Below are 19,024 nucleotides of genomic sequence, written 5' to 3' on the forward strand. Positions count from 1 at the left end.
TGTGCCTTCGAGCGGTGCTTCGCCGACTGATCCGACGGCCGCCCGTGAGCGAACGAGGACGGTGTGTCTTTGAGTGATATGTCGCCGGCCGACCTGCTGTCACCGGTCGCCGCCGGCACCGCGGCCGAGGCGGCGACGTCCGCCGAGGCGTGGGTGCGCGCCCTGGTCGACGCGGAGGCGGCGCTGGCCCGTGCCCAGGCCCGTCTCGGGCTGATCCCCGATGAGGTCGCGCGCGCCGTCGCCGACGTCCGCCTCGACCCCGCCGAACTGGCCGTTCGGGCGCGTGGTGCGGGCAACCCGGTCGTACCGCTGGTCGCCGCGCTGCGCGAGGTGGCGGGCGACCAGGTCCACTTGGGCGCGACCAGCCAGGACATCATGGACACGGCCGCCATGCTCGTGGCGGCACGCGTCCGCGGGACGCTTCTCGCGGACCTTGACCGTACGGCGGGCGCCCTCGCCGACCTGGCCCGGCGACACCGGGACACGCCGATGGCCGGGCGTACCCTCGGGCAGCAGGCCGTGCCCACGACGTTCGGACTGCGGGCCGCCGGCTGGCTGACCGCGGTGGCGCGGACACGGGACCGGCTCGCGGGCGTACCGCTGCCCGCCCAGCTCGGCGGGGCCGCCGGGACCCTCGCGGCGCTCGGGACGACCGAACTCCTGCCGCTGTTCGCCGAGGAGACCGGGCTCGCCGAGCCGGTGCTGCCCTGGCACACGCTGCGCGCGCCTGTCGCCGAACTCGGCGCGGCGCTCGCTCTTGTCGCCGGGGCCCTCGGCAAGATCGCCACCGACGTCGTGCTGCTCGCCCAGACCGAGATCGGCGAGGTGGCCGAACCGGCCGCGGCCGGACGGGGCGGCTCGTCGGCGATGCCGCACAAGCGCAACCCGGTGCTCGCCACGATGATCCGTTCGGCCGCGCTGCGCGTCCCCGCGTACGCCCAGATCCTCTTCGCCTCGCAGGCCGCGGGGCTCGACCGGCCGGCGGGGGAGTGGCACGCGGAATGGCAGCCGTTCAACGACTGCCTGCGCCTCGTCGGCGGCGCGGCCGAGACCGCCGCCGAGCTGACCGCCGGCCTCGAGGTGTTCCCCGACCGCATGCGCGCGAACCTCCGTGAGGAACTGCTCGCCGAGTACGTCGCCGGCCGGCTCGCCGAACGCGAAGGCCGGGCGGCCGCCGAGGAGACGGTCGCGCGGGCGGTGCGCGAGGGCCGCCCGCTGGGCGACCTGCTTCCGGAGGAGGACCGTACGGCCGACGGCCCGGCAACCGCGTTCGGCGTCGACCTGGCCGACGCGACCGGCCGAGCGCCGGAGCTGGTGGACCGCGCCCTCGCCGCCTACGCCGGGAAGGAGCCGGAGTGAGCGACCCGAACGATCGCGATCCCGGGCCGGCGGGCCGTACGCTCGCCACCCACGCTGGAGAGGACCCGAGGTGACCGGCCTGAACCACCGCTTTGACGGCCCGGAGGACGCCCCGGTCCTGGCCCTGGGCCCTTCGCTGGGGACGACGCTCGACCTGTGGGAGCCGCAGCTGCCCGCGCTCACTGCCTCCTGGCGGACCCTCCGGTTCGACCTGCCGGGCCACGGTGGCTCAGTCCCGGTCCACGGCTCGGTCGCGGACTTCGCGGACGCGGTCGTGGAGCTTTTCGACGGGCTCGGCGTCGGCCGCGTCGCCTGCGCCGGAGTGTCGCTGGGCGGGGCGATCGGCACCGTCCTGGCGCTGCGCCACCCGGACCGGGTGACGAGCCTGGCGCTGTGCTGCACCTCCGCGTGGTTCGGCGACCCGGATCCCTGGCGCGACCGGGCCGCGCGTGTGCGCGCCGAAGGCCTCGAACCGCTGACGGACATGTTCGTGGCGCGGTGGTTCACCGCGGGCTACGCGGGGCCCGGGGTCGATGCCGTACGGAAGATGCTCGAGCGGGTGGATCGCGAAGGGTACGCCGCGTGCTGCGACGCGATCGCCGGTTTCGACGTCCGGGATCGCCTCGGCGGCGTGCGCGCGCCCGCCCTCGTCCTCGCGGGCGCCGAGGACGTGGCGACGCCTCTGGACCACGCCGAGACCCTCGCCGCGGGCATCCCCGCCGCCGAACTGGTCGTGGTGCCCGGCGCCCATCTGGCCAATCTCGAATGTCCGCGTCCGGTCACCGAGGCGCTGGCCCACCACCTGGAGAGAACAGCATGAACGATGGGATGAGGGTTCGCCGGGAGGTCCTCGGCGGCGCGCATGTCGACCGTGCGCGGGAGCGTACGACGGAGTTCACCGCGGACTTCCAGGACTTCATCACGCGGTACGCGTGGGGGGAGATCTGGACCCGGCCCGGCCTCGACCGCCGGACGCGCAGCTGTGTCACGCTGACCGCCCTGGTCGCCGGCGGCCACCTGGACGAGCTGGCCATGCACGTACGCGCGGCCCTCCGCAACGGCCTCACCACCGACGAGATCAAGGAAGTACTGCTGCAGACCGCGGTATATTGCGGAATCCCTGCGGCCAACGCCGCCTTCGCCGTGGCTCAGCGGGTCCTCGCGGAGGATGGTCTGATTGCGGAACGTGAGTGATCGATTTCACTTCGTGTTCGCGCAGAGCGTAATCTGTCGCTCACGCTCCGCGCTGGCGGGTGCGTGGTCGAGTTCCCCGACCCCCCAGGGAACGCGAGGCACGGGAGGTAAGGTCATGGACGTGGCCGACACCGAGCGACGGATCAACCAGCTCCGCAACGACGTTTACGCGGTCTACGAGCAGCTGACGACCGTCCAGCTGACACAGCAGACACACGGCAGTCAGCTGACGTCGCTCAGCAACACGGTCAGCCGCATCTGGACCACGCAGCATGAGCATGGCGAGCGGCTGAACCACATCGACAGCGCGCTCTCGGTGCTGACCGAGAAGGTCGGCGGGTTCGACGAGCGGTTCGGGCAGATCGATCAGCGGTTCGGGCAGATCGATCAGCGGTTCGGGCAGATCGACGAGCGGTTCGGGCAGATCGATCAGCGGTTCGGGCAGATCGATCAGCGGTTCGGGCAGATCGACGAGCGGTTCGGGCAGATCGATCAGCGGTTCGGGCAGATCGACGAGCGGTTCGGGCAGATCGACGAGCGGTTCGGGCAGATCGACGAGCGGCTCACGAGGATGGACCAGCGGTTCGACGAGCATGACGCCAAGCTGGACGACCAGGGCAGGAAGCTGGACCTGATCCTCGAGGCGCTGAAAATCGGCCCCAACTGATCGGACTCCTCGGCGCCCCGCGACCCGATGCCGGATCGCGGGGCGTTGCCTATCGTGAAGGTCCCGGGTGAGGGAAGCGGGAGCGATGACGAGTGCCGAGCGCCCGCCCAGCGTGGCGGGCAAGGTGATGGCGATCCTCGAGTCGTTCGCGCCCGGCGGTGTCCGGCTGACCCTCACCGAGATCTGCGCCCGCGCCGGGCTGCCGCTCGCCACGGGGCACCGGCTCGTTCGCGAGCTGGCCGGCGGCGGCTTCCTCGAGCGGCTGTCCGACGGTTCCTACCGCATCGGAACACGCCTGTGGCGCGTCGGCGCGCAGGCCTCGGCGGCGACGACCCTGCGCGAGCTCGCCCTGCCGTACATGGAGGAGCTGTACGCGGCCACCCACGAGAACGTCCAGCTGGCGGTGCTCAGCGGCGGCAAGGCCCTCTACCTCGAGCGCCTGCGCGGCCCACGGTCGGTGCCGATCGTGACGCGTGTCGCGGCCGAGCTCCCGCTGCACGCCACCGGCGTGGGCAAGGTCCTGCTCGCCTTCGCCGGCGAGGAGCTCGCCGAAGAGGTCATCGACGGGGGGCTGGCGTCGTACACCCCGCACACCGTCACGGACGGCGGTCGCCTGCGGGCCTGCCTCGCCGACGTCCGGCGGTCCGGGTACGCCGTGACCCGTGAGGAGATGTCCCTCGGGACGTGTTCGGTCGCCGCGCCGGTCCGGGGCGCCGCCGGCGACGTGGTGGCGGCCCTGTCGCTCGTCACCCGGCGGAGCGGCGCGGACCTGCGGCGGCTCGTGCCCGCGGTCCTCGCCGCGGCGACCGCCCTGTCCCGGGACGTCGACGCCCACAGTGGTTCCGCTGAATGGAAGAACTGGGCCTGACGGCCGGGACGGCGGCAGGAGGATCATGCTGAGGACGTCGAAAGAGGATCACCGATGCGCACCCAAGTGGCGATCGCCGGGGCCGGACCGGCCGGACTGCTGCTCTCTCATCTGCTGCGCCTGCGCGGCATCGACTCCGTGGTGCTGGAGAGCCGCGACCGCGCGTACGTGGAGAGGCGGCAGCGGGCCGGGATGCTGGAGCAGGGGACCGTCGACGTCCTTCGCGGGAGCGGTGTCGGGGAGCGGCTCGACCGGGAGGGCCTCACCCACCACGGTCTCGAACTCCGCTTCGGCGGGGCAGGCCACCGCGTCCCGCTGTCGGACCTGACGGACGGGCGGACGGTCACGATCTACGCGCAGACCGAGATCGTCAAGGATCTGATCGCCGCGCGGATGGCCGCTGGAGACGAGCTCCACTTCGAGGCCGAGGTCCTGTCGGTGGATCCGGGCACGCCGTCCGTGACCTACCGCCGCGACGGCCGGATCCAGACATTGGAGTGCGACGTCGTCGCGGGATGCGACGGCTTCCACGGCGTCTGCCGTCCGGCGGTGCCGGACACCAGGGTCTACGAGCGGGAGTATCCGTTCGCGTGGCTCGGCACCCTCGCCGACGTCCCACCCTCCACCGAGGAGCTCATCTACGCGTACAGCGAGCGTGGGTTCGCCCTGCACAGCCTGCGATCCCCGAAGATCAGCAGGCTGTACCTCCAGGTCGATCCGGCGGACGGCATCGCCGCGTGGCCCGACGACCGGATCTGGTCCGAGCTGCGGGCGCGGTTCGCCACTCACGACGGCTGGGAGCTGCGGGACGGGCCCATCCTGGAGAAATCGATCACTCCGATGCGCAGCTTCGTGGCCGAGCCGATGCGCCATGACCGCCTGTTCCTCGCCGGGGACGCCGCGCACATCGTGCCGCCCACCGGCGCCAAGGGACTGAACCTCGCGATCTCCGATGTGGTCGTCCTCGCCGAGGCGCTGGCCGCCTGGTACGGCTCCGGCTCGACCGAGCTCCTCGACGCCTACTCCGCGACCTGCCTGCGACGCGTGTGGCGGGCCGAGCACTTCTCGTACTGGATGACCACGCTGCTGCACAAGGATCCCCGCCAGGACGCCCTCGGCCACCGGCTGCAGCTGTCCCACCTGGAGTACGTCGCCGCGTCGAAGGCCGCCGCGACGACACTGGCCGAGAACTACGTCGGAGCCGCGCCCACGCTCTGACCGGTAGAGCGTTGTGCGGTGCGCGTTCCGACTCTTAGCGTGTGGCTCATGATCTCGCTCTCCCAGGCGCTGTCCTTCGGCCTCGCCTCCTTCATCCTCATCGTCATCCCGGGGCCGAGCGTGCTGTTCATCGTCGGGCGTGCGCTGGCGTACGGGCGGCGCGTCGCACTCGTTTCCGTCGTCGGCACTGAGCTCGGCGCGCTGTTCATCGTCGGAGCGGTGGCGCTCGGCATCGGTTCGCTGGTGGAGCGGTCCGTGCTGATCTTCACGACGGTGAAGCTGGCCGGGGCGGCCTACCTCGTCTTCCTCGGCGTACGGGTGCTCATGCGCCGGGGTGGAGACACCGGTCTCGAAGCCGTGGCCGCCGACGCGCGTAGAGGATGGCGCGCGTGTTTCGACGGTTTCCTGGTCGGGATCACCAACCCGAAGTCGGCCGTGTTCTTCGCCGCGGTGCTGCCGCAGTTCGTGGATCCGGCCCGTGGTCACGTACCCACCCAGATGTTCACCCTCGGCCTGATCTCCGTACTGGTCGCTCTCGCCGCCGACTCGGTCTGGAGCCTCGTCGCCGGCACGGCCCGGGCCTGGTTCGGCCGCTCGCCCCGGCGGCTGCGGCTGGTCGGCGGCGTCGGCGGTCTCGCCATGATCGGCCTGGGTATCGGCGTCGCGCTCACCGGCCGCAAGGACTGAACGCGTCCGTGAGGGGAACCGTCAGAAGACGCCCTTGGGCGGGGGCGGCGACGGGCGGGCGGTCGCGTCGGTGACCGGTGCGGCGCCCGCGGTGAACCTCGTCAGCTCCGCGCCGTACAGCACCCGCGCAGGGAAGGGATCTCCGGCCGCCTTCCGCGTGAGCTCCGCGACGGGCGGCGGGATGGAGCCCGCGACCACGATCAGGTTGCCGAACCGGCGGCCGCGCAGCACCGCCGGGTCGCCGATGAGACAGAGCTCCGGCAGCACCGAGCGTAGGGTCGCCACCTGGCCCCGGGCGAAGGACAGCGGCGCGCCGTCGGCCACGTTCACGGCGTACCACCCGCCTGGGCGCAGCACCCGCGCCACGGCCGCCGCGAACTCCACGGTGGCCAGGTGCGCGGGGGACCGGCTCCCCGCGTACACGTCGCCGATCACCAGGTCGAAGGAGTCCTCGGGAGCCCGCACCAGGACCTCTCGGGCGTCACCGTGCCTGATCCGGACCCGGTGGCCGCGCTCCAGCGGCAGCTCGCGGCGTACGAGGTCGATGAGCGCGGCATCGACCTCGACCACCTGCTGGGTCGAGCGCGGCCGGGTCGCGGCGACGTAGCGCGGCAGGGTGAGCGCCCCACCGCCCAGGTGCAGCACCCGCAGCGGCTGCCGTGGCGGTGCCATCAGGTCGACGACGTGGCCGAGCCGCCGCACGTACTCGAAGTCGAGGTAGGCGGGGTCGTCGAGGTCCACGTGGGACTGCGGCGCGCCGTCGAGCAGCAGCGTCCAGGCCTGGGGGCGATCCGGGTCGCGGACCAGCTCCGCGATGCCGGAGTCGACCGTCTCCTCCACCCGGTGGGCGCGCTGCCGGTGTGCCATCGGCCCACATTAATCGACCTGCGCACCCACCGAAGATCGCGATACGGTGCGTGCTGCCAGACGCCTCACGGGCTGCAGAAGCTGGACAGCCTCTCCGTGGCGCGTTAGCTCAATAGGCAGAGCACGGCGATCTTAGGACTGATCCGTTCTCTTAAACGCCGCTGGCGTGTGCAATTGGGCGGCAAGCCGGGGTCCGGGAGATGGACAAAGCTCCCGGACCCCACCGATTTCTACAGGCGTTCGATGATGGTGACGTTGGCCTGACCGCCGCCCTCGCACATCGTCTGCAGGCCGTACCGGCCGCCGGTGCGTTCGAGTTCGTGCAGCAGTGTCGTCATCAGCCGGGCGCCGGTGGCGCCGAGCGGGTGGCCGAGGGCGATCGCGCCGCCGTTGGGGTTGGTGACGGCCGGGTCGGCGCCGGTCTCCTTCAGCCAGGCCAGCACGACGGGCGCGAACGCCTCGTTGATCTCGACGACGTCGATGTCGCCGATGGTCATCCCGGCCTTCTTCAGCGCGTACGCCGTGGCGGGGATCGGGGCGGACAGCATCCGGATCGGGTCCTCGCCGCGTACGGACAGGTGGTGGACGCGGGCGCGCGGTGTGAGGCCGTGGTCCCGAACCGCCCGCTCGGAGGCGATCAGCAGGGCCGCGGATCCGTCGGAGATCTGCGAGGACAGAGCGGCGGTCAGCCGGCCGCCCTCGACGAGCGTCTTGAGCCCGGCCATCTTCTCCAGTGAGGTGTCGCGGCGCGGGCCCTCGTCCGTCGTGACGTCGCCGTACGGGGCGATCTCGCGGTCGAACCGGGCCTCGTCGATGGCGCGGATCGCACGCCGGTGCGACTCGAGGGCGAACGCCTCCATCTCCTCGCGGCCGATGTCCCACTGCTCGGCGATCATCTCGGCGCCCCGGAACTGCGAGACCTCCTGGTCGCCGTAGCGCGCCTCCCAGCCGCGCGAGCCGGCGAACGGGCCGGCGAAGCCGAGCTGCACCCCGGCGATCATGGCGTAGGCGATCGGGATCTTCGACATGTTCTGCACGCCGCCCGCGACGACGAGGTCGGCGGTGCCGCTCAGGACAGCCTGGGCGGCGAAGTGCAGGGCCTGCTGCGACGATCCGCACTGGCGGTCGACGGTGACGCCCGGGACCTCCTCCGGCAGCCCGGCCGCCAGCCAGCACGTGCGGGCGACGTCACCGGCCTGCGGGCCCACCGCGTCCACACAGCCGAAGATCACGTCCTCGACCGCAGCCGGGTCGACACCGGACCGTTCGACCAGCGCCGTCAGGGCGTGCGCGCCGAGATCGGCCGGATGGACCTCGGCGAGCCCGCCGTTCCGCCGCCCGACGGGGCTGCGGACCGCCTCGACGATGTAGGCCTCAGCCATGACATGCCTCCTACTCGTGTTGGATCCCCTCGAGGACCATGGCGAGGTACTGCTCAGCGATCTCCTCGGCGGTGAGCCGCCCGCCGGGCTGGTACCAGGTCGCCGCCACCCACACCGTGTCGCGGATGAAGCGGTAGACCAGGGCGGTGTCCAGGTCGGAGCGGAACGCGCCCTCGCGGACGCCGCGCTCCAGGAGCGCCGTCCACATCTCCTCGAACCGCCGCCGCGACTCGACCAGGTACGCGAAACGGGGGCTCGTCGCCAGGTGCCGCGACTCGTTCTGGTACATCACGACGGCCGGCCGGTGCCGGTCGATGCACCGGAACGACTCGACGATGAGGGCCGTCAGGGCCTCGCGCGCCCCGAGCCGCGCGTCGAGCACCCGGTCGTACGCCGCCCACATCTCGTTCAGGAAGGTCGACAGGATCTCGTCGGCCATCGACTCCTTGGAATCGAAGTGGTAGTAGAGGCTGCCGCCGAGGATGCCGGCCGCGTCGGCGACCTCGCGGACGGTGGTGGCGGAGTAGCCGCGGTCGGCGAAGACCTCCGCCGCGGTGGCGAGCAGTTCGGCCCGCCGCTCGGCTCGGGCGGCGGCGGTGCCCTCAGCGTCACGCCGTCGTGGACTCATGGTTTCTAGGTTCCTTATGGGTGCTGGCTGGAGACGGAGGCAGTGTCCTCGGTGTCGTGCCATCGTGGACATGCGGACCTCACGGATGCTGGCTGGAGACGGAGACGACCTCGCCCGTCATGTACGACGAGTAGCCGGAGGCCAGGAAGACGATAACGTTGGCCACCTCCCACGGCTCCGCGTAGCGGCCGTACGCCTCCTTGCGCGTCAGCTCCGTCAGCAGGTCCTCGCTCGTCACCTTCACCAGGTGCGGATGCATGGCGAGGCTGGGCGCCACCGCGTTGATCCGCACGCCGTACTCCGCGGCCTCCAGTGCGGCGCAGCGGGTCAGCGCCATCACCCCGGCCTTGGCCGCCGCGTAGTGCGACTGCCCGCGCTGTGCCCGCCAGCCGATCACCGATGCGTTGTTCACGATCACGCCGTGCCCCTGGGCGCGCATGATCCGCAGAGCCGCGCGCGTGCAGCGCATGGTGCCGCCCAGCGTGACGTCCAGCACCCGCGACCACTGCTCGTCGGTCATATCCACGAGGTCCGCCGTGCCGCCGAGACCGGCGTTGTTGACCACGACGTCGATCCGGCCGAACCGCTCGGCGGTGGCGGCGAACAGCTCCCGTACCCGCTCCTCGGACGTGACGTCGCACGGCACGGCGGCCACCGCCTCGTCGCCGAACTCCTTCGCCAGCTCGACCAGTGACCGTTCGAGCCGTCGCTCGTGCGCGTCGCTGATCATCACCCGCGCCCCCTCCTCCAGGCAGCGGCGGGCGGTGGCGCCGCCGATGCCCGCTCCGGCCGCGGCCGTCACCACGACGACGCGATCGCGCAGGAGCCCGTGGCCGGAGACAGGGGTCGCCCGGGTCGAGGGAATGCCGGTCTCGCTCACCTGCGCTACTCTACCAAACAGTTGTTAGAAAGAATCGCTCGGCGGCGTGGGAGGCGGACGTCATGGATCTCGATCTGTCGCCGGTGGAGCCCTTCCAGGCCGAGGTGCGCGCCTGGCTGCGCCGCAACGTGCCGGCGACGCCGCTGCCCTCGCTGGAGACGGAGGCGGGCTTCACCGCCCACCGCGCGTGGGAACGGGCGCTGGGCGCGGAACGGCTGTCCGCGGTGTCCTGGCCCGAGGCGTACGGAGGGCGCGGCGCGTCGCCGCTCGAATGGCTGGTCTTCGAGGAGGAGTACTACGCGGCCGGGGCTCCCGGCCGGGTGAGCCAGAACGGCATCAACCTGCTCGCCCCCACCCTCTTCGCGCACGGCACGACCGAGCAGCTCGAACGCGTCCTGCCGCCGATGGCCGCCGGCGAGGTGATCTGGGCGCAGGCGTGGTCGGAGCCGGGCGCCGGCAGCGACCTCGCCGCGCTACGGGCGACCGCCACCCGCGTCGACGGCGGCTGGCGGCTGAACGGGCAGAAGACCTGGTCCTCGCGTGCGGCCTTCGCCGACCGGGCGTTCGGCCTGTTCCGCTCCGATCCGGCCGCCGAACGCCATCGCGGGCTGACGTACCTGATGTTCCCGCTCGACGCCGAGGGCGTGACCGTACGGCCGATCGGGCGGCTGGACGGCAGACCCGCCTTCGCCGAGCTGTTCCTCGACGACGTGTTCGTGCCCGACCGGGACGTCATCGGCGAGCCGGGCCAGGGCTGGGCGGTCGCGATGAGCACGGCCGGCAACGAACGCGGTCTCACACTGCGCAGCCCCGGCCGGTTCCTCGCCGCCACGGACCGCCTGCTCGCCCTGTGGCGCGAGCACGGCGCCGACCCCCTGCTACGCGACCGCGTCGCCGACGCGTGGATCAAGGCCCGCGCCTACCGGCTGAAGGGCTTCGAGACCATCTCCCGCACCGACGACATCGGCGCGGAGGCCAGCGTCAACAAGGTCTTCTGGAGCGAGCTCGACGTCGAACTGCACGAGACCGCGCTGGACGTCCTAGGCCCGGACGCGGAACTTGAGGGCGACTGGCTGGAGGGCTACGTCTTCTCCCTCGCCGGGCCGATCTACGCCGGCACCAACGAGATCCAGCGCAACGTCATCGCCGAGCGCGTCCTCGGCCTGCCGAGGGAGCGGCGTGTCGGCGGGTGAGCCCCGATTGAATTGAGGATCAGGATGAAGTTCGTCCTCGACGCCGAACAGCGGCTGTTCGGCGAGACCCTGCACAAGCTCCTCACCGAGACCGGCACGCCCGCCCTGATCCGCCGCTGGGCGGCCGGCGACCGGGACCGTACGCTGTGGACCGCGCTCGCGGAGGCCGGGGTGTTCACCCTGGCGGTGCCCGAACGCCACGACGGCGCCGGGCTCCTCCCGGTGGAGCTGGTCGTCGCGCTGCACGAGCTGGGCCGTCACGCGGTCCCCGGGCCGATCGTCGAGACGCTCGCTGCGGCGGTGCTGCTCGGCGAGGCGGATGACGAGGCGCTGGGCGCGCGATGGCTGCCCCGGATCGCCGCCGGTGAGGCGGTGGTCTCGCTGGTGGCGCCGGCGGTGGTTCGCCGTGCCCTCGACGCGGACGCCGCGGACCTGACGCTGCTCGTCGACGGCGAGGAAGTGTGGTCCGCCCTGCCCGAGGGTTCCGCCGTACGCTCGCTGGACCCCGCGCGCCGCTTGTTCCCGGTCGTCGCGGGCGAACGGCTGGCCGCCGGTCCGGCCGTGCCCCGGGCCGCCGCGGCGGCGTACGACCTGGGCGTGCTGGCGTGTTCCGCGCAGCTCGTCGGCCTGGGACGGGCGCTGCTCGACACGACGGTGGTGTACGCACGGACGCGGCGGCAGTTCGGGCGTGCGATCGGGGAGTTCCAGGCGGTCAAGCACCATCTCGCGAACGTCCTGACCGGCCTGGAGTTCGCCCGCCCCCTCGTGTACGGCGCCGCCCTGTCCTTCGGCTCGCCGGACTTCGCCCGCGACGTGTCGGCGGCCAAGGTCGCGGCCTCTGACGCGGCGTACGCGGCCGCCCGGGTCGCCCTCCAGGTGCACGGCGCGATCGGCTACACCGACGAGTACGACCCGTCCCTGTGGATCCGCAAGGTCCGGGCGCTGCACTCCGCCTGGGGCACTCCCGCCGAGCACCGCGCCCGTGTCCTCGCCGTACCGCGCTGAACCCGGCGGCGCGCCCGTCGGCCTGACGTGAACAGGGATACCGCCCGTCTGATTCCGGCACCGGCTCCTTGCTCGGAGATTCCGCTCGGCGGACTACCCCTCTCGGCGGAGGGTGGCGAGGTAGCTGCCTGTCGAGTTCTCGAAGTGGGTGATGTCGGTGAGTTCCCAGCCGGTCCCGGGGACGAGTTCGGCGAGTTCGCGTGGTGCTGGATTCAGGTAGTGGAACCAGGGGGTCGCCACATCGCGGTAGCGGATCCGAAGGGTGCGCTGTCCGGCGATGCGACCCGCGCGCAGGTTCCGTTGGTTGTAAGGCAGATGCAGGGGGTCGTCGGAATCGGTCAGGTTTCGGCCTTGGGCGACGATGGCGGCGCCGGGCGCGGCCATCGCGGCCAGAGCCCGCAGGAATCGCGGTGCCTCCTGGCGGGTTTCCAGCAGGCCGAGGTTGATGCCCAGGAGCAGGAAGCCGTCGTACTTTGCTCCGGTCGTGGCGTGCTCGTGGACCGTGCCGCGGACGACGGACCGTATGCTCTGTCGGCGGCACACCTCGAGGGCGCCCGGGGAGATGTCGATGGCCGTGACGTCGTGGCCTCGGTCGAGCAGCGCGCGGGCGGCTCGTCCTCCACCGGCGCCGACGTCCAGGACCCTGCCCTTGAGCAGATCCAGTGCGCGGCGTTCCTCATCCGGCCACTGGTCGATCGGTGCGATCCAGGGCGCGACGGGAAGGACTATCACCAGCCCGTCGTCGCGTTCCGCGATCTGGAGGACCGGGGCGGCGGACGGATCCAGAGACGCCTCGTACGCGTCGCGCAGCATGTCCCCGATCGCATCACCGATGCGAGGACCAGGTCTGCCCATCCCTCCTTCCGGGTGGCCTTCGGTTCCCCGGTCGTCGCCGGGCTCATCTTCTGTGACTTCTCCGGGCGCGCGGCCCGCGGGACCGTTCATGGCGTCTCCTCGGCTGGGACGGGAGTGAAGGCCGGTGTCTCGGGGCGGGCGATCGGCCGGAACGTGACGAGGAGCATCAGGAGGACTCCGGCGGCGCACCATGCCCCGATGACGGTCGAGATCGAGAAGCGTTCGCTGAGGGCACCGGTGACCAGGATGGCGGCGCCCTGGGCGATCTGGACCCCGCTGCCCATGACGCCGTACGCCCGGGCCCGGTATTCGTTCGGGAGCACCTGCTGGAACAGCCCCTGCGCGGCGGGCAGCAGCAGCGACATGACCACACCGGAGGCGGTGACCAGGATCAGCACTCCGGCGAGCGGCGGGTCGAGCAGCGCGGAGGCCAGGGTGAGGGGAGCCAGCACCGCGAGCGGACGGATCAGCCGGATCCGGGTCCGTGGCCGCAACAGCCGCGTGAGGATCAGGCCTCCGATGGCGACGCCGAGCGGGTTGGCGGCCATGATGAGGCCCTGGGTCGCGCCACCGCCACCGAGCTCGGACGCCCAAGCGGCGGCGAGGCCTTCAGGGACGATCACGAAGGTGACCGCGCCGAAGCTGATGAAGGCGATCGCGCGCATCAGCGGGTGGCCGAAGACGATGGTGTATCCCTGGCGGGCCTCCCGCCACAGGCTGGTGCGGTGGGCGATCGCGAGTGTGGCAGGGCGGGGTTTGACGTAACGGTGCAGCAGGAACGCCGAGCCGACGAAGGTGACGGCGTTCAGCAGCAGCGCGGCATGCGCGCTGTATCCGGCGATCACCCCTCCGGAGGCATACCCTGCGACCTGGGCGAGGTTGAAGATGGCGTTGTTGAAGGAGACGCCGAGTAGGTACCGGTCGCCGGTCAGGATCTGTGGGAGCTGGGCGGAACGGGCCGAGTCGAACGGAGGGGCGAGCAGCCCGCCGGCGAACAGCAGCATGAGCATCACCGGTATGGGCATGCCGGGAATCGCGATCAGCCCGATGAGTGCCGCCCTGGCCAGATCGCAGGAGATCATCACCGAGCGCGACGGATACCGTTCGGCCACCGCCGCGAGCAACGGGCCCGCGGTGAGCCATGGCAGATATCCCACGGCGAAGGCCGCCGCCGACGCGAACGCCGAGCCGGTTCGATCGAAGACCAGCAACGCCACCGCGGCCTTGCACAGGTAGTCCCCGGCCCAGGAGAGCACACTCGCGGCGAACACCGCACGGTACTCCACCAGGGCGAACAGATCCCGATAGCCCGCCGGCCGTTCCTCGTCAGTCGCCGGACAACTCATTCGATCTCCGCAGCGCACTTCACGAAAGACGACCGACCCCGCCAAAGTGGAGGGTCGGCGCTGAATCATTCGAAGATTAGGGCCAACGGGGGCCATTTGGTGTCCATACGGATCATTACGTACCTCCTTTCGGCGTTCGCGCGGCCATCCTCGCTGTCCGGCAGATCGGGCGACAGGGCCCTGGGACCTGGTTTTCGCCGGCGCCAAATGAGCCTGGGGTCCCAAGGCGCGCCCTGCGGATAGGACGAACGGCCTAATGCTCGGCAGTCGTGCTGGGCGATGACCAGAATAGATCGACGGTTCGCATTCACTCGCGTACCTACCGTGACCATGACTGCACTCGGCATGGGATGATGGCCGCCATCACCACGGCGCTGGCGGAGGCGGGAATCAGCTGGCTCGAGCGGTGAGCCGGCTCGGCCTCAGCCGGTGGCGAGGTCCGCGAGGCGGGCCATGACCTCGGTGGCCTGGGCGACGATACCGTCGATGAGCTCCTGGCAGGAGGGCAGGTCGTCGATGACGGTGACGGCCTGGCCGGAGGCCATGACGCCGAGATCGGGGCGGCCGTCGACCATGGCGGCCTTGAGTAGCATCGGGGTGTTGGCGGCCATCAGCACCTGCGACCAGGACATCTCCTTGCCGTGCCGCATCGCGAGGCCGTCGCGGACCATGGCCCGCCACGACATCCCGGACACGCGCCTGAAACGAGCGGCGTTGCGCAGCGCGCGGGCCAGGCCGGTCATCCGGCCGGAGCGCTCCAGGGAGTCGACCAGGCCGGTGCGCAGGACGCGGTGCGGCATGCCGTCGACCTGCCGGGTGACGACGGTCTCGGTCATGCCGAGATAGACCCGCTTCACCTCCTCGGGCACCGAGCTGTCGGAGGTCAGCAGGAAGCGGGTGCCCATCGCGACGCCCGCCGCGCCGTACGCCAGCGCCGCGGCCAGGCCCCGGCCGTCGAAGAAGCCGCCGGCGGCGATCACCGGGATGTCCACGGCGTCCACGATCTGGGGGAGCAGCAGGGTGGTGGCGACCGGGCCGGTGTGCCCGCCTCCCTCGCCGCCCTGGACGAGGACGGCGTCGGCGCCCCACGCGGCGACCTTCTCGGCGTGCCGGCGTGCCCCCACGGAGGGGATCACGACGACGCCGGCGTCCTTCAGCCGGGCGATCAGGTCCGGCTTGGGAGCGAGCGCGAAGGACGCGACCCGGACGCCCTCCTTGATCAGCAGGTCGGTCCGCTCGCCCGCGTCCGTGGCGTCCGCCCGGAGGTTGACCCCGAAGGGGGCGTCGGTGCGCTCCTTGACCTCGCGGATCGCGGCGGCGAGTCCGTCGAGGGTCATCGTGGCCGAGGCGAGGACGCCCAGGCCGCCCGCGTTCGCGACCGCCGAGACGAGGCGGGGGCCGGCCACCCAGCCCATGCCGGTCTGCACGATCGGGTGCCGGACGCCGGTCAGCTCGGTCAGCGCCGTCCGCATCGCTCCACACTCCCTCCACAGGGCACCGGCGCCCGGCCTTCCGCGCTCGGACGCTCGTGCCCGGACCTCGACGCCTCGGCCCAGCGTCGGCGCGGCCTCATCGCCGGGCGGTGCCGGCCGCCGGAACCTCGCGTTCGCGCAGGTCCTTCGGATCGAGGACCTCCCGGATGATCCGCAGCTGTTCGGCGTCCGGCACCGGGGTCGCGGGGACGTAAGGCGGAACGACGAGGTCGAAACCGGTGGCCGTGGTCACCTCGTCGACGGTCACGCCGGGGTGGACGGACCGTAGCCGCATCCGGCGGTCCGGCGTCGCGAAGTCCAGGACGGCCAGGTCGGTGACGACGACGCGGATCTCGTGGGCGCCCCGGTCGTACCCGATGCCGCTGACCATGTCGACCGTCTCAACGAACACCCGGGGGGAGTGCCGGGGGATCCAGTAGCTGGTCGTGTCGCAGCGGGTGTTGCCGGGCGCGCCGCGCACTCCCAGCAGCTGCGCCTTCGGGCGGGCCCAGTCGCCGATGCAGGAGATGTTGGTGTTGCCGAACCGGTCGATCTGGCTCGCGCCGAGCATGACGTGGCGGCGGCCGTTCAGCACCAGCCACAGGTGCTCGCGGAACGGCAGCCAGCCCTCGATCTCGCGTGGCGTCTCGCCGAGCGCGGGCACGTCGCCGGTCAGCAGGCACACGCCGTCGTGGGTGAGCAGTCCGGGTTCGAACGTCAGCCGCGCCAGCCGGGCGGCCAGGACCGTGACGGCGCCCCCGATGCCCGCCGCGAGGATCTCGCCGTCGCCGCGGAACGCCTCCGCGCACGCCGTCACGCACACCTCTGCCCTGGTCGCGGTCATCGGTCCTCCGCGCGGGCCGTGGGGAAAACGCCGTGGTGCACGTCGTCGCCCATCAGCGGCCCTCCTCCTCGCGCCAGGCGCGGACGGCCGCCTGGTAGGCCGCCTCGTCGCCGGACAGGAACCGGTCGCGGAACGTCGCCCAGGCCTGCGGGTCGCCCGCGGCCGTGACGTACGCCCGCTGGAAGGCCTCGTCGCGGTCCTCGTCCGGTTCGCAGGAGGTGAAGTGCGCGCCGCCCGGCGTCTCGACGACCCCGGTCACGTGCGACCGGCTGATCAGCAGGCTCTGCACCGGGCCCTCCTTGAGTAGGTCGGCGGTCTCGACGAGGCGTTCGCACGAGACGTACGCCCGGCTCGCCGCCTTGACGAACAGGTCGTCGAGGTACGGGTCCGGGCCGAGGTACTGCGCGTTGCCGCGCCGGTCGGCGCGGCCCAGGTGCACCAGGGCGGCGTCCAGGGTGATGGCGGGCACCGCGACCAGCTCCTCGCCGTCCTCGTACGGGGAGCGGACGGTCCGCAGTTCCGGATTCACCCGCATGACGTCGGAGCCGAGCCCGGCGCGGGTGGGGAGGAAGGGCAGCCGGTACGCGGCGGCGTACAGGCCGAACATGAACATGCCCTCGTCGTACTCGGTGAAGGCGATGGTGCCGCGCTGACGGGCCTGGCGGAAGTGCGGTTCGAGGGGGATCGAGTCGAGCGTCGCGAACGGGGCGATGACGCGGCGGACCTTCCGGTACGCGCACAGCAGGCCGACGTCCGGGCCGCCGTAGGAGACGACCGTGAGGTCGGTGAGGGCCGACCGGCAGATCGCCCGGACCAGCGCCATCGGTTTGCGGCGCGACCCCCAGCCGCCGATGCCGAGCGTCATGCCCGAGTCGAGGGAGCCGACGACCTCCTCGATCGTCATCTCCTTCATGGCCGCCGCCCCTTCTCATCCGTGGCCGCGACGAAGGCGGCACGGTGCCGGTCGCCGGCGCCGGCCAGGTTCAGCTCGAACGTGAAGCCCTGCTCGAACCGGTAGCTGCGCCGGGGATCGACCGGGTCGATGCCGTTGAGTGACTCCTTGGCCCGGCGGATCACGTACGGGTCCTTCGCGGCGATCGTTCCTGCGACCTCCAGGGCCCGGTCGCGCAGTCCGGCGGCGGGCACCACGTCGAGCACCGAACCGTGCCGGTGCAGCTCGGCCGCCGTGACGGTGCGGCACGTGTAGACCATCGCCCGCATGAGGTGCTGCGGCACCAGCCGGGCGAGGTGGGTGGCCGCGCCGAGCGCCCCGCGATCCACTTCGGGCAGGCCGAAGTAGGCGTGCTCGGAGGCCACGACGATGTCGGCGTTGCCGGCCAGGCCGACGCCGCCGCCCAGGCAGAAGCCGTGCACCGCCGCGATGACCGGCACCTCGCACTCGTACACGGCGGCGAACGCGGCGTAGCAGCCGCGGTTGGCGCCGAGCAGCGCGGTGTGCCCCTCGGTGGCCTGCATCTCCTTGATATCGACGCCGGCGTTGAAGCCGCGCCCTTCGGCGCGGAGCACGACCGCGCGGACGGCCGGGTCGTGGCCCGCGGTGAGCAGGGCACCGGCCAGGTCGTACCAGCCCTGGGCGGTCAGCGCGTTGACGGGCGGAACGTCCATGACGATCTCGGCGACGCCCGCGTCGTGAACCGTGGTGGAGATGCCCATGCGCTACCTTTCCACCAAACATTTGTTAGAAGTAACGTAGCAGAGGAAGGGGGCGCGATGCCGTACACGCTCGATCTCAGCGGGAAGGTCGCGGTCGTCACCGGGGGAGTGCGGGGGGTCGGCCTCGGCATCAGCCGGGCGTTCCTCGACGCCGGTGCCGAGGTGATCGCCGTCGCCCGCCGCAGACCGGACGGGCTGCCGCCCGGCCTGGGATTCGCCTCCCTCGACGTGCGCGACGCCACCGCCGTACGGGACTTCGTCGAGGGCCTGGACCGGCTCGACGTCGTGGTCAACAACGCGGGCGGCACCCCCTACCTGCCGGCCGCCGACGGCGACCCGCGCACCCACGCCAAGATCATCGAACTGAACCTGGTGGCGCCCCTGCTCGTCGCCCGCGCGGCCAACGCCGTCATGCAGCGCGGGGAGGGGGGATCCATCATCATGATCGGCAGCGTGAGCGGTGTGCGCCCGTCGCCGGGCACGGCGGCGTACGGCGCGGCGAAGGCGGGCCTGGACAACCTCACCCGCAGCCTGGCCGTCGAGTGGGCGCCGAAGGTGCGCGTCAACGCGGTGACCCTCGGGATGGTCCGCACCGAGCGATCCCACCTGCACTACGGAGACGAGGCCGGGATCGCCGCCGTCGAGCGGACCGTGCCTCTGGGCCGGCTGGCCGACCCGGACGACGCTGGGGCCGCGTGCGTGTTCCTCGCCTCCGACCTCGCGGGCTACGTGAGCGGCTCCGCCCTCCTGCTGCACGGCGGAGGAGAGCGCCCCGCCTTCCTCGACGCGGCGAACGCGGACCACCCCTCTGCGCACAGGGAGAACAGATGATCTGTAAGGGCCGTGGCCGGCTGATCGGGTGGCCGGTCGATGAGCTGGGAAAGC

20 protein-coding genes are annotated in these 19,024 nt (G+C 71.9%); 10 read left to right on the forward strand and 10 right to left on the reverse strand.

The window, feature by feature from the left end:
• The first annotated feature begins 78 nt into the window (after positions 1-78).
• From pcaB to NE236_RS08765, 7 genes are all read left to right on the forward strand, one after another.
• Positions 79-1,359, forward strand: a complete 1,281-nt coding sequence (gene pcaB / locus NE236_RS08735; RefSeq protein ID WP_252841562.1) for a 3-carboxy-cis,cis-muconate cycloisomerase — start codon at positions 79-81, stop codon at positions 1,357-1,359.
• A 70-nt stretch (positions 1,360-1,429) separates the two neighbouring features.
• A complete protein-coding gene (gene pcaD, locus NE236_RS08740) occupies positions 1,430-2,179 on the forward strand; it encodes a 3-oxoadipate enol-lactonase (protein WP_252841346.1) in 750 nt (249 codons plus the stop codon).
• Positions 2,176-2,553 (forward strand): 4-carboxymuconolactone decarboxylase, encoded by a 378-nt coding sequence (gene pcaC, locus NE236_RS08745; protein ID WP_252841347.1) that lies wholly within the window; start codon positions 2,176-2,178, stop codon positions 2,551-2,553. The genes pcaD and pcaC overlap by 4 nt, the downstream gene beginning before the upstream one ends.
• Before the next feature lie 115 nt (positions 2,554-2,668).
• Positions 2,669-3,220, forward strand: coding sequence for a coiled-coil domain-containing protein (locus NE236_RS08750; RefSeq protein WP_252841348.1), 552 nt, complete (start codon positions 2,669-2,671; stop codon positions 3,218-3,220).
• An 85-nt stretch (positions 3,221-3,305) separates the two neighbouring features.
• Positions 3,306-4,088, forward strand: coding sequence for an IclR family transcriptional regulator (locus tag NE236_RS08755; RefSeq protein WP_252841349.1), 783 nt, complete (start codon positions 3,306-3,308; stop codon positions 4,086-4,088).
• Between the two features lie 54 nt (positions 4,089-4,142).
• The gene (locus NE236_RS08760) at positions 4,143-5,306 is read left to right on the forward strand and encodes a 4-hydroxybenzoate 3-monooxygenase (protein ID WP_252841350.1); all 1,164 of its coding nucleotides are present in this window, start codon (positions 4,143-4,145) and stop codon (positions 5,304-5,306) included.
• A gap of 48 nt (positions 5,307-5,354) precedes the next feature.
• Positions 5,355-5,993, forward strand: a complete 639-nt coding sequence (locus NE236_RS08765) for a LysE family translocator (protein ID WP_252841351.1) — start codon at positions 5,355-5,357, stop codon at positions 5,991-5,993.
• A 21-nt stretch (positions 5,994-6,014) separates the two neighbouring features.
• Here NE236_RS08765 and NE236_RS08770 read toward each other — a convergent pair whose 3' ends face one another.
• The 4 genes from NE236_RS08770 to NE236_RS08785 form a co-directional block, all read right to left on the reverse strand.
• On the reverse strand, positions 6,015-6,860 hold the full coding sequence (locus NE236_RS08770; RefSeq protein WP_252841352.1) for a spermidine synthase: 846 nt from the start codon (positions 6,858-6,860) through the stop codon (positions 6,015-6,017).
• 230 nt (positions 6,861-7,090) lie between these two features.
• Positions 7,091-8,242, reverse strand: a complete 1,152-nt coding sequence (locus NE236_RS08775) for an acetyl-CoA C-acetyltransferase (RefSeq protein WP_252841353.1) — start codon at positions 8,240-8,242, stop codon at positions 7,091-7,093.
• Between the two features lie 10 nt (positions 8,243-8,252).
• Positions 8,253-8,870, reverse strand: coding sequence for a TetR/AcrR family transcriptional regulator (locus NE236_RS08780; RefSeq protein ID WP_252841354.1), 618 nt, complete (start codon positions 8,868-8,870; stop codon positions 8,253-8,255).
• A 79-nt stretch (positions 8,871-8,949) separates the two neighbouring features.
• Positions 8,950-9,750 carry an SDR family oxidoreductase gene (locus NE236_RS08785; RefSeq protein WP_252841355.1) on the reverse strand — a complete coding sequence of 267 codons (801 nt, stop codon included), beginning with the start codon at positions 9,748-9,750 and terminating at the stop codon, positions 8,950-8,952.
• 62 nt (positions 9,751-9,812) lie between these two features.
• Here NE236_RS08785 and NE236_RS08790 point away from each other — a divergent pair, with 62 nt between their 5' ends.
• Both NE236_RS08790 and NE236_RS08795 read left to right on the forward strand, forming a co-directional pair.
• The gene (locus NE236_RS08790; protein WP_252841356.1) at positions 9,813-10,943 is read left to right on the forward strand and encodes an acyl-CoA dehydrogenase family protein; all 1,131 of its coding nucleotides are present in this window, start codon (positions 9,813-9,815) and stop codon (positions 10,941-10,943) included.
• A 24-nt stretch (positions 10,944-10,967) separates the two neighbouring features.
• Complete coding sequence (locus NE236_RS08795; protein WP_252841357.1) at positions 10,968-11,948, forward strand: acyl-CoA dehydrogenase family protein; 981 nt, start codon at positions 10,968-10,970, stop codon at positions 11,946-11,948.
• A gap of 93 nt (positions 11,949-12,041) precedes the next feature.
• Here NE236_RS08795 and NE236_RS08800 read toward each other — a convergent pair whose 3' ends face one another.
• From NE236_RS08800 to NE236_RS08825, 6 genes are all read right to left on the reverse strand, one after another.
• Positions 12,042-12,803, reverse strand: coding sequence for a methyltransferase domain-containing protein (locus NE236_RS08800; protein WP_252841358.1), 762 nt, complete (start codon positions 12,801-12,803; stop codon positions 12,042-12,044).
• An 86-nt stretch (positions 12,804-12,889) separates the two neighbouring features.
• Complete coding sequence (locus NE236_RS08805; RefSeq protein WP_252841359.1) at positions 12,890-14,149, reverse strand: MFS transporter; 1,260 nt, start codon at positions 14,147-14,149, stop codon at positions 12,890-12,892.
• Positions 14,150-14,571: 422 nt separating this feature from the next.
• On the reverse strand, positions 14,572-15,621 hold the full coding sequence (locus NE236_RS08810; RefSeq protein WP_252841360.1) for an NAD(P)H-dependent flavin oxidoreductase: 1,050 nt from the start codon (positions 15,619-15,621) through the stop codon (positions 14,572-14,574).
• Between the two features lie 97 nt (positions 15,622-15,718).
• On the reverse strand, positions 15,719-16,465 hold the full coding sequence (locus NE236_RS08815) for a CoA-transferase subunit beta (RefSeq protein ID WP_252841361.1): 747 nt from the start codon (positions 16,463-16,465) through the stop codon (positions 15,719-15,721).
• A 52-nt stretch (positions 16,466-16,517) separates the two neighbouring features.
• The gene (locus NE236_RS08820; protein WP_252841563.1) at positions 16,518-17,369 is read right to left on the reverse strand and encodes a CoA transferase subunit A; all 852 of its coding nucleotides are present in this window, start codon (positions 17,367-17,369) and stop codon (positions 16,518-16,520) included.
• 5 nt (positions 17,370-17,374) lie between these two features.
• A complete protein-coding gene (locus tag NE236_RS08825; protein ID WP_252841362.1) occupies positions 17,375-18,139 on the reverse strand; it encodes an enoyl-CoA hydratase family protein in 765 nt (254 codons plus the stop codon).
• A 57-nt stretch (positions 18,140-18,196) separates the two neighbouring features.
• On the opposite strand from NE236_RS08825, the gene NE236_RS08830 reads away from it, so the two are divergent.
• Positions 18,197-18,970 (forward strand): SDR family oxidoreductase, encoded by a 774-nt coding sequence (locus tag NE236_RS08830; protein WP_252841363.1) that lies wholly within the window; start codon positions 18,197-18,199, stop codon positions 18,968-18,970.
• Positions 18,971-19,024: the final 54 nt, after the last annotated feature.

It is taken from the genome of Actinoallomurus purpureus, from assembly GCF_024055795.1.
In the GTDB taxonomy this organism is placed as follows: Bacteria; Actinomycetota; Actinomycetes; order Streptosporangiales; family Streptosporangiaceae; genus Actinoallomurus; species Actinoallomurus purpureus.

Bases quoted from the DNA above. Each gene is read 5' to 3' on its own strand.
- pcaB (WP_252841562.1), top strand. From the start codon at position 79: ATGTCGCCGGCCGACCTGCTGTCACCGGTCGCCGCCGGCACCGCGGCC.
- pcaC (WP_252841347.1), top strand. From the start codon at position 2,176: ATGAACGATGGGATGAGGGTTCGCCGGGAGGTCCTCGGCGGCGCGCAT.
- NE236_RS08750 (WP_252841348.1), top strand. From the start codon at position 2,669: ATGGACGTGGCCGACACCGAGCGACGGATCAACCAGCTCCGCAACGAC.
- NE236_RS08755 (WP_252841349.1), top strand. From the start codon at position 3,306: ATGACGAGTGCCGAGCGCCCGCCCAGCGTGGCGGGCAAGGTGATGGCG.
- NE236_RS08760 (WP_252841350.1), top strand. From the start codon at position 4,143: ATGCGCACCCAAGTGGCGATCGCCGGGGCCGGACCGGCCGGACTGCTG.
- NE236_RS08765 (WP_252841351.1), top strand. From the start codon at position 5,355: ATGATCTCGCTCTCCCAGGCGCTGTCCTTCGGCCTCGCCTCCTTCATC.
- NE236_RS08770 (WP_252841352.1), bottom strand. From the start codon at position 6,860: ATGGCACACCGGCAGCGCGCCCACCGGGTGGAGGAGACGGTCGACTCC.
- NE236_RS08775 (WP_252841353.1), bottom strand. From the start codon at position 8,242: ATGGCTGAGGCCTACATCGTCGAGGCGGTCCGCAGCCCCGTCGGGCGG.
- NE236_RS08780 (WP_252841354.1), bottom strand. From the start codon at position 8,870: ATGAGTCCACGACGGCGTGACGCTGAGGGCACCGCCGCCGCCCGAGCC.
- NE236_RS08790 (WP_252841356.1), top strand. From the start codon at position 9,813: ATGGATCTCGATCTGTCGCCGGTGGAGCCCTTCCAGGCCGAGGTGCGC.
- NE236_RS08795 (WP_252841357.1), top strand. From the start codon at position 10,968: ATGAAGTTCGTCCTCGACGCCGAACAGCGGCTGTTCGGCGAGACCCTG.
- NE236_RS08800 (WP_252841358.1), bottom strand. From the start codon at position 12,803: ATGGGCAGACCTGGTCCTCGCATCGGTGATGCGATCGGGGACATGCTG.
- NE236_RS08805 (WP_252841359.1), bottom strand. From the start codon at position 14,149: ATGAGTTGTCCGGCGACTGACGAGGAACGGCCGGCGGGCTATCGGGAT.
- NE236_RS08810 (WP_252841360.1), bottom strand. From the start codon at position 15,621: ATGCGGACGGCGCTGACCGAGCTGACCGGCGTCCGGCACCCGATCGTG.
- NE236_RS08815 (WP_252841361.1), bottom strand. From the start codon at position 16,465: ATGACCGCGACCAGGGCAGAGGTGTGCGTGACGGCGTGCGCGGAGGCG.
- NE236_RS08820 (WP_252841563.1), bottom strand. From the start codon at position 17,369: ATGACGATCGAGGAGGTCGTCGGCTCCCTCGACTCGGGCATGACGCTC.
- NE236_RS08825 (WP_252841362.1), bottom strand. From the start codon at position 18,139: ATGGGCATCTCCACCACGGTTCACGACGCGGGCGTCGCCGAGATCGTC.
- NE236_RS08830 (WP_252841363.1), top strand. From the start codon at position 18,197: ATGCCGTACACGCTCGATCTCAGCGGGAAGGTCGCGGTCGTCACCGGG.